Below are 14,637 nucleotides of genomic sequence, written 5' to 3'. Positions count from 1 at the left end.
TACCACCCAGCCGGAAAGGTCTCGCAATGTCGCTGAGAACGAACCGCCCGACTGTCACGCGCACCGCCTCCGCCGCGGCCGCCGTCCTCCTCGCCGCCACCGGGCTCCTGGCCACCGGCGGCGCGGCCCACGCCGCCGTGCCCACCGCCGCGCCCGCCGCCTCCGACACCCTCGCCAACGGCGGCACGCTGGCCCCCGGCGCGAGTCTGACGTCCGGTGACACCCGCCTCGTCATGCAGCAGAACGGCGACCTCGCCCTCTACACCACCGGTGCCGGCGGCGCCGGGGACCGGCAGCCGCGCTGGCACTCCGGGACCACCGGGGAGGGCAACAAGGCCGAACTGCGCGCCGACGGCAACCTCGTCGTCACCGCCCCGGACGGCGGCACTCTCTGGCAGAGCCGGACCGGCAACGACGACTGCCGGCACATGCCGTGGACCAAACTCACCGTCCACCCCGGCGGGGACATGTCGATCCTGGCGACGACCGACAGCGAGGCCCCCTACTTCGTCCGGCTCTGGTCGGCCTCCTACGGGCTCCAGTTCCCCTGCGGTTCCCCCGCCCGGTGAACACCCCCGCCCCGGAGCCGGCATTCGCTCTGCTCGGCCCGATGCGGGCCTGGTGCGACGGGCTGCCGGTCGACCTCGGGCAGCCCCGTTCGCACGAGGTGTTGGCGGTGCTGCTGGCCGCCGCCGGCCGGACGGTGTCGATGCCGCTGCTCGTGGACGCCGTGTGGGACGAGGGCGACCGGCCGTCCCGTCCGGAGCACTCGGTCCGTACCCATGTGTGGCGGCTGCGCCGGGCGTTGGCCCGGCACACCGCCGAGCCGTTGCTCGTCACCGTCGGCGACGGAGGGAGCGGGGGGTACGCGCTGCGCGTCCCCGCCCGTGCCGTGGACACCTGGGCCTTCGAGCGCGCCGCGGCCCGGGCCGAGGAGATCCGGGCCTCCGGCGGCACCGCCGGGCAGGCCCGCGAGGTCCTCACCGGCGCGCTGGAGCTGTGGACGGGCGAGCCGCTGGCCGGGCTCCACGGACCGCACGCCCGGGCCCTGCGCGCCCGTCTCCAGCGGACGCGGCAATCCCTGCTGGAGGCCCGGCTCGCCCTCGACGCCGAGCTCGGCGACCGGCCCCACCTGGCCGCCGAAGCGGGCGCCCTGGTCATGGAGTTCCCCGCCAGCGAGCGGCTGCGCGCGGTACAGATGCTGGCGCTGTACCGCGCGGGCCGCCAGGCCGAGGCGCTGGGCGTCCACGAGGACACCCGGCGCCACCTCGGCACCGCGCCCGGCCCCGAACTGGCCGCGTTGCACCAGCGGATACTGCGCTGCGACCCCGCACTGCGGCTGCCCGAGGACAGCGGACCCCGGCCCCGCACACCCGGTCCGGGCGGCGCCTTCCCCTCCCCCGTTCCCGGCTTCACCGGGCGTGACGAGCAGCTCCGGGAGCTGACCGGGTTGCTGACCGGGACGGACGCCTCGGCCGTCGTCGTCTCGGCGGTCAACGGCATGGCAGGCGTCGGCAAGACCACGCTCGCCGTGCACACCGCGCACGAGCTCGGCGACGACGCGTTCCCGGACGGCCGCCTGTACGTCGACCTGCGCGGCGCCGACGCCGAACCCCTCCATCCGCACCACGTGCTGGAGGGATTCCTGCGGGGGCTGGGCGTCGCCGACGAGGACGTCCCCGACGACGCCGACGAACGCGTCGCGCTCTACCGCACCCTGCTGGCCGACCGCCGGATGCTCCTGCTGCTGGACAACGCGGCCTCCTGCGAACAGCTCAGACCGCTGATCCCCGGCGCCGCCGACTGTGCCGTCCTGGTGACCAGCCGCGCCTGGCTCACCGGGCTCGCCGGGGCGCACCACCTGCGGCTGGACGTCATGCCGCCCGGGGACGCCCTCCACCTGCTGCGGCGCGCCATCGGCGACCGCGCCGTGGACGCGGAACCGGAGGCGGCCGTCGCGCTCGTGGCCGCCTGCGGACACCTCCCGCTCGCCCTGCGGATCGTCGCCTCCCGCCTGGCGGCCGAACCCGGCAGGCCGCTGGCGGACATGGTCCGGCGGCTGGCGGACGAACGTCGGCGCCTGGACGAACTGCGCACCGGCGACGCCGCCGTGGACGCCGCCTTCGAGCTCTCCTACACCACCCTCACCCCGGAACAGGCCCGCGCCTTCCGGCTGCTGGCGGTCCTCGACGTCCCCGACCTCGCCCTGCCGAGCGCGGCCGCCCTGCTGGGACTGGGCACCGACGAGGCGGAGGAGCTCCTCGAATCCCTCGTCGAACTCAACCTGCTGGAGTCGCACCGCCTGGACCGCTACCAGTTCCACGACCTCGTCCGCGCCTTCGCCCGGTCCCGGGGAGCCCGCGAGGACTCCCCCGGCACGACCACCCGCGCCCTCGCCGGTCTGCTGGACTTCTGCCTGGCCACGGCCCGCAACGCCGACGCGGTCGCGCACTCGGCCGAGCCGGACGAACGCACGCTCATCGACGTCGTACCGGCCTCCCCCGGGCTCGCCTTCGCCACCGCCCGGGAGGCCACCGACTGGATGCGCGAGGAGACCGCCCTGCAACGGGCGCTGATCGCCCGCGCCTGCGCCGCCGACGACGGCCTGCCGCTCTCCCAGGCCGCCGATCTCCTCGACCGGCTCAACACGGTGCTCTCCGGCATCACCCACCTCACGGCGGTGTCGGAACAGGCCCGGCAGGTCGCCGAGGTCGCCGCCCGGCGGGGCGACCGGCCGTCCGAGGCCCTGGCCCGTTACGTGCGCGGGAACGCGCTGTGGCACGCCAACGCCTTCCCCGAGGCCGAGGCCGAACTCCACCGCTGCCTGGAGCTCTGCGGCCACGAAGCCGACCTTCGGTTGTGCGCCTCGGCCCATCTCACGCTGTGCGCCCACGCCCGGGTCCGCGGCCGCTTCGACGACGCGGTCGCGCACGGGGAGGCGTCGGTACGGTTCTTCCGGTCACTGGACGCGGCGACCGCCGAGGGCACCGCTCTGGGCGAGCTGGCCTTCAACTACGCCCGCCAGGGCCGCCTCCCCGAGGCGCGGGCGGCGGCCGAGCGGGGCGCGGAGCTGCTCGGCGGGCGGGAGTCGGTGTCCAAGGCCATCGGCCTGTACTACCTGGCCCGGGTGCTGCGGCTGTGCGGGGACCGGGACGAGGCGCTGCGCCGGGCCGGCGCCGCCCTGCCGCTCTTCCGCACCCTGAACGTGTCCTCCTTCGAGGCCGCGTCGGGCAACCTGATCGCGGAACTCCACGCCGAGGAGGAGCGGTACGCGCTCGCGGCGCAGACCGCCGAGACGTTCCTGCCGCTCGCCCGCAAGGTCAGCGCGATGCTGGAGGGCGGTCTGCTCCGGACGCTCGGCCGCAGCCTCGTCCACCTGGGGCAGCAGGCCCGCGCCGGCGCCTGTCTGCGGGCCGCGCTGGAACTCTTCGAGGGGCTGGGCGCCGAGCAGGACGTCGCGGAGCTCCGCCGGCTGCTGGACGAGAACCGGCTGCCGGACGAGCACGCAACAGCGCCGTTTATCACGCGGTGAACGCGGGGCGGCAGTCTCTGCCGCACGGCGAGAACCGCCGCACCGACCGTCCCCAGGAGGAACCCGTGAAGACCGCTCGCGCTCTTGCCACCCTCGGCCTCGGCACCCTGGCCACCATGGCCGCCGTCGTCTCGCCCGCCGTCGCCCAGGACACCAAGCCCACCCGCGCCACGACCACCCAGCACTGTGTGATCGACACCGACACCAACAGCAAGTCCTGCTTCTCCAGCTACAGAGCGGCCATCTCGGCCGCCACCAAGGGCCGCGTCACCGACGCCCCGGACGACTCCCGGGCCGCCGCGCACGACAAGAAGCTCCAGGAGCGCCTCAGCGGACCGCGCGGCGAGCACGGCGCGAAGTTCGCCCAGAACGCCCGGTCCGCCGCGGCCGCCGAGACCCGCGTCCTCGGCACGATCTACAGCGACAAGGACTTCGGCGGCAACTCGCTCAACCTCGTCGGCAGTCTCGGCTGCCGGCGCTACCCCGAGTTCGCCAACCTGTACGACGGCTGGAACGACTCGATCAGCTCCGTCTCCTCCGGCCAGTGCGACATCACCCTCTTCCAGCACGCCAACTTCCTCGGCTTCAGCCAGACCTACCGCGGCGCCGTCCCCTACGTCGGCGACGCCATGAACGACCAGGCCAGCTCGATCAGCTTCGACCGCTGACCCGTCCCCACCGCCTTCCCCGCGGCCCGAGAGCCGCTGATGCCCCGCCGGACTTCTCCGGCGGGGCATCAGCCCATGTCGTCCAGGGCACGCCTCGCGAGAACCTCAGCGGTGCTCCGCGGCCGACGTCTCAAGCGCCCGGGAGAGATCCTCCCGCGAGACGATGCCGAGTTTCCGGTACGCCTGGGTGAGGTGCCACTCCACCGTCTTGACCGTCACGAAGAGCGTCCGGGCGATGTCCCGGTTGCTCAGGCCCTCGACCGCGAGGGCCGCCACTCGTTCCTCGGAGGGCGTCAACGTGGACGGGGACCGCTTGCGGCGTCCCGCGCCACGGGCCGGGGCCCCGAGTGACAGCAACTCCTCCCGGGCCCGGCCGTGCAGCGGATACGCCCCGCACTCCCCGGCGAGTTCGACGGCGAGCAGGAGTCGCTCGCGCGCCGTCGAGGTCTTGCCGACCCTGGCCAGCAGTCTGCCGTGGACGTAGAGGGTGCGGGCCCGTTCGAGGAGGGCCGGGGAGCCGTCCAGCAGGTCGACGGCCTCTTCCAGCAGCCGCAGGGCGCGGTCCGGGGTCGCGGTCGCGGCCAGGGTCCGCAGCACCACGGCCAAGGGGCGGGCCGCTCCGAAGCTGTGCGCACGGGCGAGCTCCTCCTTGCCCAGCTCCTGTGCGTCCCGCACCCGTCCACCGCGGTGGAGGACCGTGACGATCGGGGTCCACATACCCACCGACGCGGCCACCGGGCCGAGTTCCGCGTCGAGTCCTCGCCCCCTCAGCAGATCGGCCACCCCGGCGTCGGTCTGGCCGAGCGCGAGCCGTAGCCGTCCACGGGCGCGCAACAGGGGGAGGTGGACGGAGGTGTCGCTCTCGACGTGGAGCAACTCACGGTCCGACAGTTCGGCGGTGGCCCGCTCCAGCTCGCCCAGCTCGATCAGCGACTCGACCAGGGCGGCCGCCGCGATCGGTTGCGCGATCGTGGGGCGCCCCGCCGACTCGCTCGCCTCCAGCGCCGTCACGGCGAGTTCGGCGGCGGCGGGCACCTGACCGAGCTGTAGCTCGACGTACGCCCGCAGGCAGTGGTCGAGGTGGAAGAGATGGCCTCCCCGGCGCCGGGCCTCGTCCGTCACCGTCCGCAGGGCGCGGCGCGCTTCCGGGAGCCGGTCGCAGATCGCCAGGGACCAGGACGCGGCGAGGGCCGCGCCCCAGCCGACGCCCTTCTCGGCGGGCGTGCCCGCTCGGCGCAGTACGTGGTCGGCCGAGTCCGCCATCCGTCGGGCGTCCGTGCCGTTCCACAGGTGTTCGAGGAGGTCCTGGACGTCCTGGACGTTCCCGGGAAAGCCTGCTCCAGCCGTCCGCTCCTGGATCCGGGCCAGGCGTTGCCGCCTGAGATCACGGGCGCCGGGGGACAACCTGCCGATCCAGGACAGGGCGTCGTACAGGTCCGCGACGGCGGCCGACGCCGGGAGTTCGACGATGGTGTCGGCCAGTACGGCGACGGCCTCCTCGAATCGGAAGCCGGCGGCGAGCGCCCAGGCCAGGTCGTGTGCGACGGCGGCGCGCGCGTCCGGTGCGGAGGTGTGCTCCAGTGCTTCCCCGAGGTGCGCGGCGGCCGCCTCGTGGTCGACGGACAGCTCCGCCGTGCCGAGGCGGCTCAGGACCATCGGCAGATCGCGGTCGGCCGGGGGCTCGCGCAAGGCTCGGCGCAGATAGGACACGGCGTCCGGCTCGCCCCGCGCGGTCGCGGCTGCGGCGGCGTCGAGGAGGCTTCTGACGGTCCGCTGGTCGGCCTGGGCCGGCGCTTCCAGCAGATGGCCGGCGACCTGCTCCGGCGAGGCCCCGGTGGTGGCCAGCGCACGTGCCGCACGGGCGTGCAACCGGCTGCGGGTGGCCAGCGGGGTGCTGTCCTGGACCGCCGTGCACACCAGCGGATGGGCGAACCGCAGTACCGGTCCGTCGACCAGGATCTCCGCGTCGATCAGCGCGGCGAACGCCTTGTCGACCCCGGCGCCGGCGCGGCCGGTGGTCCGCTCCACCACCCATGGCTCCGTCGCGGGACCCAACACCGCCACCGCCTGGGCCAGTTCGAGGGACAGCTCGGGAAGGCCGCGCAGCTTGCGGACGATCCAGCGGGTGAGGCCGCGGGGGGCACGTTCGGTCAGCCGGTCCGGGCCGGTCCCGGCCGCCCGTCCGGGACCGGTGGCCGCCTCGTCGAGCACGGCCCGCACCAGCATCGGGTTGCCGTCGGTCGCCTCGAAGAGCGACTCGGCGATCGCCGAGGGGTCGGGTCCGCCGATGGTCTCCGCGACGACCTGCTCCAGGGCCCGCAGGCTCAGCGGCGCCGGACGGAGCACGGTCGACTCGAAGGAGGTGACCACGGCGCTCAGCAGATCGGCGGCCGGCCCGGGCCCCCGGGGTTCCATGGCGACGGTCAGCACGATGGGGCTCCGCCCGACCCGGACGGCGAGGTAACTGAGAAAGCGTAACGAGGGCAGGTCGGCCAGCTGCGCGTCGTCGACCACGAGGACGAGGCGTCGGTCGCCGGCGAGGTCCAGAAAGACCCGGTGCAATTCGTGGAGCAGTGCGCGCCATTCCGCCGGGTGTGCCTCCTCGGGCAGTTCGCCGTGCAGCAGGTGCGCGATGCGCGATGCGTGCAGCCGGGCGGACAGTTCCCCGCCCGGAGGGTCCTCGACCAGGGATTCAATCAGTTGGGCGACCACTCCCAGGGCGAATGGCGCCTCGAATTCGTTGCCTCTTGCATGGAGTACCAGGAACTTACTGTCGACGGCCTTGCGGTGCAGGTCGTGAAGGAGGCTCGACTTGCCCGTACCCGGTGCGCCTTCGACCGCTATGACTCCACCGAAGCCACTGCGCAAATCGTCGAGTTTTCGCTCGATGGCGGATATTTCGGCTTGCCGTTCGAGAAGTTCGGTGCGCGTTCTGTCAAATACATTAGTTACCACGGTCAGCGTTTCCCCGTATAGCCTGGCCGAGAACATTTCACTGCTATTTCACTTGAACGCATGAATGAATTCGAGATTACACGACCTCTGTGCGAGCGTCCAGGATGATTTTGGACGGGCGACTCGCTCGCCAAAACGGCCTTCGTCCCGAAATAAGAATCCCGCGCGGTATGACCGCCGAGGCCGCGTCGCCGTCGGCCGTGACCGTACCCCAGAGTTCTTGTGACGCCCCCTGGAATCGGGACGGATGACGCATGAAGAACTCTGGGGTTCTGCCCGGGACCGGTGTCGGACACAATCGGGGCTCCCCCTCACCCCAGGAGCCTTCGGTATGCCACGTGGTCGGCCGGTCACCGCGCTTTCCTCGCTGGAGCTCTGCGACCCGGACCTCTACGCGCAGGGAAACCCCGAGGAGCTCTGGCAGCGGATGCGGCGCGTCGCCCCCGTGCACGAGGGCGAGTACGACGGCCGCCGGTTCCACGCCGTGCTGTCGCACCCGGAGATCTCCCGGGTCGTCAAGGACACCCGGCACTTCACCTCCGAGCAGGGCATGCGGCTGGACCAGAACCCCGCGGCGACGGCGGCGGCCTCCGGCAAGATGCTGATCATCACCGACCCGCCGCGACACAGCGGTATCCGGCGGATCGTCAGCGGCGCCTTCACCCCGCGCATGGTGTCCCGGCTGGAACAGAGCATGCGTGAGACGGTCACCACCGTACTGGACGAGGCCCTGGAGGCCGGCGAGTGCGACTTCACCCGGGTCGCGGCCCGGCTGCCGCTCGCGGTGATCTGCGACATGCTCGGAGTCCCGCCCGGCGACCGGGACTTCATGCTGGAGCGCACCATGGTGGCCTTCGGTGAGGGAGCGGAAACGGCTGCCGACCCGCTCGCGTCGGCCGAGGCACACGCGGACATCCTGTCGTACTATGAGGAGTTGCTGGCCCGCCGCCGACGCGAACCCCAGGAGGACATGGTCACCGCGCTGGCGCACGGCACGGTCGACGGCGTTCCCCTCACCGACGAGGAGATCTTCCTCAACTGCGACGGGCTCGTCTCGGGAGGCAACGAGACCACCCGGCACGCGAGCGTCGGCGGCCTGCTGGCGCTGATGCGCCATCCGGCACAGTGGGCGTCGCTGCGCGAGGACCCGGAGCTGCTGCCGACCGCCGTGCAGGAGATCCTGCGGTTCACCAGCCCCGCGCTGCACGTGCTGCGCACCGCCACCGCCCCGGTCGAGATCGCCGGCCACGCCCTGGCCCCCGGAGACCAGGTCGCGCTGTGGCTGGCGGCCGGCAACCGCGACGACACGGTGTTCGAGGATCCCGACCGGTTCGACGTGACCCGGCGCCCCAACCCCCATCTCGCCTTCACGGCCGGGCCCCACTACTGCCTCGGCGCGGCACTCGCGACCCGGGAACTCACCGTCCTGTTCGGGGAACTGCTGCGCCGGGTCCGCGACGCCGAGTCGACCGGCCCTCCCCAGCGGACGCGGTCGATCCTGATCTGGGGCTACGACGCGCTGCCCGTACGGCTCGTCGCCGCCTGACCCACCGCGCGAGCCGAAGGAGGCGACGATGAGCGAGGAACGAGCCGCGCACGACGTACCCGGCGCGACGCGGCGGGAGGTGAGCCTCCCGGACGGCCGACGGGTGTCGTGCACCAGCCCCGCGGAGGCGCTGCTCATCTGGCGGGAGGCCACGGGCGACGGTCTGTACGGGTTCGCCGCACGCCAGTTGCGCCCCCACGACACGGTTCTCGACATCGGCGCCAACATCGGGCTGGTGTCGATCGCGTTCGCCGACACGCGGCGCGGGCTGCGGATCCTCTCCGCCGAACCCGTACCCGACGTCTTCGCCTGTCTGCGGGACAACCTCACCCGCCACGTCCCGGGAGCGACCGCGGTGCGCACCGCCGTGGGAGCCGTGCCCGGTACCCAGGACTTCACCTACTACCCGGCGGCCCCCGGCAACTCCGGCCTGTACGCCGACCGTGCGGCCGACGACGCCCTCACCAGGACCTTCCTCCGCCACGGCGGTCTCGACGAGGAGTCCGTCGACATGATGATCGACGGACTGCACGAGGGCCGGACCATCCAGGTCCCGGTCACCACCGTCTCCGACCTCATGCGCGAGCACGACCTCCGGTCCGTGGCACTGCTCAAGGTCGATGTCGAACGCGCGGAACTCGACGTCCTGCGCGGGGTCGACACCGCCGACTGGCCGCGCGTCGGCGCCGTCGTGGCCGAGGTCCACGACGAGGGCGACAGGCTCGCACAGCTGAGCGAGCTGCTGCGGGACATGGGCTTCTCCCTGCGGGTGCGGCAGGACCCCGCACTACGGGGCACCGAGATGTACGAGGTCTACGCCTACCGGGCGGAGCGCACCCGGCAACCGGTCGTGCCGTACGACGCCCATGAGGAGGCCGGCCGATGAGTGCCGAGCAGGCGGCGCTCGTCACGCTGGGCACCGAGCGGCCGAAGGCCGGCCGGACACTGGTCTGCGTGCCGCACGCCGGGGGCAGCGCCGTGGCCTTCCACTCCTGGCACCGGGTGTTCGGCCCGCGCGGTTTCACGGTCCGGGCCGTGCACTGGGACCGGCCCGACGGATCGGAAGGCCGCTCCGGTATCGGGTGCCGGGCCGCCGCCCTCGCGAGCGCGGTGCGCGAACTGCCGGAGCCGTGGATCCTGCTGGGCCACAGCCTCGGCGCGCTGATCGCCGCGGAGACGCTGCGCCTGCTGGAGGACTCGGCCGGGCCGCTCCCGGAGCGTACGGTGCTGTGCGCCGCCGCGCCTCCGGGCTCCCGGCGGACCTTTCCGCCCGATGTGCTCAGGGCGTCCGACGAGCACATGGCCGCCTACGTCCGACGGCTCGGCGGCACGGACGAAAGCCTCCTGACCGACCCCGAGTTCGGCCCGCGGCTCCTGGCCGGGCTCCGTGCCGACCTGGATCTGATCGAGCGGTACACACCGGATTTCACGCGCCCGTTGACGTCGCCGGTCTCGGTGTACGGGGCCGCGGCGGATCACGACGTCCCGGTCGAGTCGCTGGAGGGGTGGCGGGAGCTGGCCCCGGAAGCCCGGATACGCGTCTTCGACGGCACCCACTTCTTCCCGCACGAGGACCCGGCCGCGGTCTGCCGGGCGGTGACGGCGGACTGCGCGCGGGACGACCGCGACCGGGCCCGGGGCTAGACTCGCCCGATGGCGCCACACCGCTCGGGCCCGCGTTCCCCGCACGCCGTATTCGGAGCCGTCGTACGCGGAGCCGTCCGTGTCCGATAGGCCACCGAACCCCTATACGACCGCCGCGTTGGCCCGTCTCGTCCTCGCCGACCGGGCCCGCGACGCCGTCGACGAGGCGCTCCGCCTGGTTCCCACCCTGGACGACGACCGGCGCACCGCGCAGGAACTGCTGCTCCAGGCGCTCCGGGTGCGCTCGTGCGTCGACAGGCTGGTGGAGGCCGCCGTCCTGCACGCACGGGAGAACGGCACCGACTGGACCGGCATCGCGGTCGCGATGGGCATCCGCACCGAGTCCGTCGCCGAGCGGTGGCTGCCGCGGGAGCAGCGCTGGCAGGCCGGTTTGGCCCAGCCGATGCGGCACGAGCCCGGAGACGACCTCCCGGAACTGGCCATCCCCCAGGCCGCCTACGCGCCGGAGGCGTACGCCCACGACCTCGACGACTGGGCCGGCCGCCACCTCGATCCCGTCGAGAGCGAACGATGGCGCGACCGAGGGCTCGACGCGACCCGCCCCGTGTCCGGAGGCCTGACGCGGAACCCGGACGAGGCCGACACCGACGAACCGTGAGGGCACGGGGCATCCGTCCCGGACGGTCAGGCCGGCCGGGCTCCGTCCAGCCGCAGCGGCAGGCGCTCCAGCTTGCGCATGCCGGACACCGGCTGCCAGTTCAGCTCCTCGGGGCTCACGGCCAGTGACAGGGAGGGCCAGCGGATCAGCAAGCGGCCCAGGGCGATCTCGGCCTGATGGCGGGCCAGGCCGGCGCCGAGGCAGTAGTGCGGGCCGGCGCCGAAGGACATGTGCGTCTCCCCGCGGGTGCGGTGCCCGCGGGTGATGTCCAGACGCTCCGGGTCCGGGAACTCCCGAGGGTCGTGGTTGGCGCCGCTCAGCGCGGCCATCACCGCGTCCCCCGCCTGGAACGACGCCCAGCCGAGGTCGGCGTCCTCGGTGACGTAGCGCAGTCGCGACACCAGGACGGGCCCGCACCAGCGCAGCAGCTCGTGCACCGCCTGCGGCATCAGCTCCGGGTCGGCGCGGAGCAGCGCCAGTTGGTCGGGGTGGGTCAGCAGGGCCCAGACGCTGTTGGCGAGGAAGTTGGCCGTGGTGTCGTGTCCCGCGATGATCAGGCTGAGCACCATCGTGACCAGTTCCCGGTCGGTGAGACGGTCACCGTCCCGCGCCCGGATCAGCTCGCTGATCAGGTCGTCTGCCGGCCGGGCCCGGCGATGTTCGACCAGCGCCTGGGTGTGGTCCACGAGCGGTCCGAGCGTCTCGCCCAGCTTCTCCTGCTCGAACGACAGGGCGTGGGTCCAGTGCAGCCAGGCGGGCCGGTCGTCCATCGGCACGCCGACGAGTTCGCAGATCACCGTGATGGGCAGCGGATAGGCGAACAGGCTGAGGAAGTCGGCGACACCGCCCTCGGCGTGTTCCGCCATCTCGTCCAGGAGATCGTCCGTGAGCCGCTCGATGCGCGGACGGAGGGCGAGGATCCGCCGCGCGGCGAACGCGGGTGCCACCAGTCGCCGCAACCGGCTGTGGACCGCGCCGTCGTTGTCGAGGAGGGTGTCCGCGAGGTACGGGATGAGCTCCTCGGCGAGACCGAGCTTCCGCATCGCGTTGACCTGCATGAGCGGCGCACCGGCCGAGGCCGGATCGTTGGCGAACCGGGGGTCGGCGAGCACCGACCGTACGCCCTCGTGGCGTCCGACCACCCACATCAACGACCCGTCGAGCGAGCGCATGGGACAGGCGGCCGCCTGCTCCCGCAGATGCGTGTACACGGCGTGCGGGTCGGTGAGGACGTTGGGCGGCGGTGCCGGTACGCCGGGCGGCTGCTGCTGATCGTCGACAGGCTGACCACTCACGGATGCCCTCCGTATGCACCGAACGCGCTCGCTGCCCCCAACCCTCCGTTGCCCGGGCCCGCCGCCACAACCCTGGACTACGCGGTGTCCGCATCGGCTCATCCTGGGGTTCTTCTGGGGTGGTTCCCCTGGTGCGGTGAGCGACCGTCGTCGCGAAGGATTGCGGAAGATCTTCCGAAAGCACGACGGGGGCGATGTGAGCGTGGACGGATCTTCGGCAGGCATACGCGTACGCGCTGAATCGGCGTCATGACGGCCCCGGCGTACTCGCTCGACGGGGGACGCTCGCTGCACCGGTGGCTGCGGGACATGCGGACGCACCACCCGGTGCACCGCGATCCCCTCACCCGGGTGTGGACGCTCTACCGGCACGCCGACATCACACGGGCCACCGCCGACCCGGCCACCTTCTCGTCGGAGCTGTGGCGGTACCTGCCCGGGGAGATGGGCACCGGCGATCTCACCGCGGGCAATCTGACGGCGATGGACCCGCCCCGGCACCGCCTGGTGCGTGATCTGGTGAGCCGCTCGTTCACGGCTCGCGCGGTCGCGGGACTGCGGCCCAGGATCGAGGCCGTCACGGATCGACTGCTCGACGCCGTCGCCGACCGCGGCGAGATGGACGTCGTCGCCGATCTCTCCGATCCGCTGCCCGTCCTGGTGATCGCCGAGCTGCTCGGTCTGCCGGAGGAGGAGGGCGAACTGTTCCGCGACTGGGCACAGCGCCTGCTCTCCTTCGACAAGGGCGACCTGTCGGACGAGGCGGTCCGCAGACGCGTCACGGACACCCAGAAGGAACTGCTGGACCATCTGAGGGTCCATTGCCGGCGACGCCGGGCCGACCCCCAGGACGATCTGATCAGCCGTCTCACCCGGGCCGAGGTCGACGGGGAGCGGCTCACCGAGGAAGAGGTGGTGAACTTCGCCAACCTCCTCCTGCTCGCCGGCCATGTGACGACCACGCTGCTGCTGGCGAACGTCGTCCTCACACTCGCCGAGCACCCCGCCGCGGAGGCCGCGATACGCGCCGACCGCGCACTGATCCCCTCAGCCGTCGAGGAGACGCTCAGGTACCGGCCGGTGATCGTCAGCAACATGCGGGTCACCACCCGCCCGGTCACGGTCGGCACCGAGCGGCTGTCGGCGGGCCAGTTCGTGTCGCTGTCGTTCATCTCCGGCAACCGCGACGAACAGCGGTTCACCGACGCCGACCGGTTCGACATCCACCGTGACACCCGCCGACATCTGGGGTTCGGCCACGGCATCCACTACTGCCTGGGCGCCCCGCTGGCCCGCCTCGAACTGGGCATCGCGCTGGAGGCGATGCTCGACCGGTTCAGCCGGTTCGAGGTGACGGGCACGCCCGTCGACTACTACGACACACCCGGAGTCGCCGGTCCGCGTTCCCTGCACGTCGCCTTCCGCCACCACTGATCCCACACCACGGGTCGCCGCACCTGACGCGATCGTCGGTCACCCCCTCCTGCCGACCAGGTCCACGCGGAGAAAGCCATGAAACTCACCGAGGAACAACTCGCGAGCTACCACAACGACGGATTCGTCCTGCTGGAGAACGCGTTCTCCGGCGATGAGGTCGAGAACCTGTGCCTCGCGCTGGCAGAGGACGAGCACGTACCCGGCCCGTGGCTGATCACCGAGAACGACGGCGTCACCTCCCGGTCGATCTACGCCTCGCACACCCGCCACCCGGTCTTCGAACGGCTGGTGCGCACCGAGCGGCTGCTCGGCCCGGCCCGGCAGATCGCCGACGCCGACCTCTACGTCCATCAGATGAAGGTCAACTTCAAGCGGGCCTTCGGCGGCGGGGAGTGGGCGTGGCACCAGGACTACATCGTCTGGCGCGACGCCGACAACATGCCGGACGCCTCACAGGTCAATGTCGCGCTCTTCCTCGACGACGGCACCGAGTTCAACGGCCCGGTGATCTTCCTGCGCGGCTCGCACCGGCTGGGCACGCTGGACCGCGGCGCGTCCGCGCGGGACCACGGCGCCGGCCACATCGATCCCGACGCGTACTCCCTGACCCCCGTCGAACTCGCCGATCTGGTCAAGCGGCACGAGATGGTCAGCCCGAAGGGAGCGCGGGGCAGCGTGCTGCTGTTCAGCCCGCAGATCGTCCACGGCTCCGGGACCAATGTCTCCCCCTTCGCCCGCCGCCTGCTGATCCTCACCTACAACCCGGTGTCGGCCGCGCCGTCCCCGGTCGGCGCTCCGCGCCCCGAGCACCTCGTCGGCCGCGACCACACGCCGCTCCGGATCGACCGCGGCCGGTTCGACCGTCCCTGACCGCGATCGTCCCTGAACGCGACCGTCCCTGGCACGACGGTTCCCGAGCACGATCCGCCGCCCCGACGACC

11 protein-coding genes are annotated in these 14,637 nt (G+C 72.5%); 9 read left to right on the top strand and 2 right to left on the bottom strand.

Annotated features, from left to right (window positions below; genetic code table 11):
• Window positions 1-26 precede the first annotated feature (26 nt).
• The 3 genes from ACX9I7_RS13095 (at window position 27) to ACX9I7_RS13085 (ending at window position 4,200) form a co-directional block, all read left to right on the top strand.
• Window positions 27-569 (top strand): hypothetical protein, encoded by a 543-nt coding sequence (locus ACX9I7_RS13095; protein WP_459387420.1) that lies wholly within the window; start codon window positions 27-29, stop codon window positions 567-569.
• The gene (locus tag ACX9I7_RS13090; RefSeq protein ID WP_459387419.1) at window positions 566-3,532 is read left to right on the top strand and encodes an AfsR/SARP family transcriptional regulator; all 2,967 of its coding nucleotides are present in this window, start codon (window positions 566-568) and stop codon (window positions 3,530-3,532) included. Before ACX9I7_RS13095 ends, ACX9I7_RS13090 begins: the two co-directional genes overlap by 4 nt.
• 65 nt (window positions 3,533-3,597) lie before the next feature.
• On the top strand, window positions 3,598-4,200 hold the full coding sequence (locus tag ACX9I7_RS13085) for a hypothetical protein (protein ID WP_387574063.1): 603 nt from the start codon (window positions 3,598-3,600) through the stop codon (window positions 4,198-4,200).
• Window positions 4,201-4,305: 105 nt separating this feature from the next.
• Here the strand turns inward: ACX9I7_RS13085 and ACX9I7_RS13080 are convergent, their stop codons facing one another.
• Window positions 4,306-7,191: a helix-turn-helix transcriptional regulator gene (locus ACX9I7_RS13080; RefSeq protein ID WP_459387418.1), complete on the bottom strand. Its 2,886-nt coding sequence runs from the start codon at window positions 7,189-7,191 to the stop codon at window positions 4,306-4,308.
• Between the two features lie 295 nt (window positions 7,192-7,486).
• Between ACX9I7_RS13080 and ACX9I7_RS13075 the strand changes: the two genes are divergently transcribed.
• From ACX9I7_RS13075 to ACX9I7_RS13060, 4 genes are all read left to right on the top strand, one after another.
• Window positions 7,487-8,701, top strand: coding sequence for a cytochrome P450 (locus tag ACX9I7_RS13075; protein ID WP_459387417.1), 1,215 nt, complete (start codon window positions 7,487-7,489; stop codon window positions 8,699-8,701).
• 28 nt (window positions 8,702-8,729) lie between these two features.
• Entirely contained in the window at window positions 8,730-9,587 is an 858-nt protein-coding gene (locus ACX9I7_RS13070; protein ID WP_459387416.1) for an FkbM family methyltransferase, read from the top strand.
• Window positions 9,584-10,345 (top strand): thioesterase II family protein, encoded by a 762-nt coding sequence (locus tag ACX9I7_RS13065; RefSeq protein WP_459387415.1) that lies wholly within the window; start codon window positions 9,584-9,586, stop codon window positions 10,343-10,345. The genes ACX9I7_RS13070 and ACX9I7_RS13065 overlap by 4 nt, the downstream gene beginning before the upstream one ends.
• Before the next feature lie 79 nt (window positions 10,346-10,424).
• Window positions 10,425-10,964 carry a hypothetical protein gene (locus ACX9I7_RS13060; RefSeq protein ID WP_459387414.1) on the top strand — a complete coding sequence of 180 codons (540 nt, stop codon included), beginning with the start codon at window positions 10,425-10,427 and terminating at the stop codon, window positions 10,962-10,964.
• Between the two features lie 26 nt (window positions 10,965-10,990).
• Here the strand turns inward: ACX9I7_RS13060 and ACX9I7_RS13055 are convergent, their stop codons facing one another.
• Entirely contained in the window at window positions 10,991-12,259 is a 1,269-nt protein-coding gene (locus ACX9I7_RS13055; RefSeq protein ID WP_459387413.1) for a cytochrome P450 family protein, read from the bottom strand.
• 249 nt (window positions 12,260-12,508) lie between these two features.
• Here ACX9I7_RS13055 and ACX9I7_RS13050 point away from each other — a divergent pair, with 249 nt between their 5' ends.
• The gene (locus ACX9I7_RS13050) at window positions 12,509-13,693 is read left to right on the top strand and encodes a cytochrome P450 (RefSeq protein WP_459387412.1); all 1,185 of its coding nucleotides are present in this window, start codon (window positions 12,509-12,511) and stop codon (window positions 13,691-13,693) included.
• 78 nt (window positions 13,694-13,771) lie between these two features.
• The gene (locus tag ACX9I7_RS13045; RefSeq protein WP_459387411.1) at window positions 13,772-14,566 is read left to right on the top strand and encodes a phytanoyl-CoA dioxygenase family protein; all 795 of its coding nucleotides are present in this window, start codon (window positions 13,772-13,774) and stop codon (window positions 14,564-14,566) included.
• Window positions 14,567-14,637 lie beyond the last annotated feature (71 nt).

It is taken from the genome of Streptomyces sp. L500 (genome assembly GCF_054551825.1).
Note: the sequence above shows the minus strand (reverse complement) of the source record. Positions and strands in the feature narration are given on the sequence as shown.

Excerpts from the sequence above, each read along its gene's own strand:
- ACX9I7_RS13095 (WP_459387420.1), top strand. The coding sequence starts at position 27 with ATGTCGCTGAGAACGAACCGCCCGACTGTCACGCGCACCGCCTCCGCC.
- ACX9I7_RS13080 (WP_459387418.1), bottom strand. The coding sequence starts at position 7,191 with ATGTTCTCGGCCAGGCTATACGGGGAAACGCTGACCGTGGTAACTAAT.
- ACX9I7_RS13075 (WP_459387417.1), top strand. The coding sequence starts at position 7,487 with ATGCCACGTGGTCGGCCGGTCACCGCGCTTTCCTCGCTGGAGCTCTGC.
- ACX9I7_RS13070 (WP_459387416.1), top strand. The coding sequence starts at position 8,730 with ATGAGCGAGGAACGAGCCGCGCACGACGTACCCGGCGCGACGCGGCGG.
- ACX9I7_RS13065 (WP_459387415.1), top strand. The coding sequence starts at position 9,584 with ATGAGTGCCGAGCAGGCGGCGCTCGTCACGCTGGGCACCGAGCGGCCG.
- ACX9I7_RS13050 (WP_459387412.1), top strand. The coding sequence starts at position 12,509 with ATGACGGCCCCGGCGTACTCGCTCGACGGGGGACGCTCGCTGCACCGG.
- ACX9I7_RS13045 (WP_459387411.1), top strand. The coding sequence starts at position 13,772 with ATGAAACTCACCGAGGAACAACTCGCGAGCTACCACAACGACGGATTC.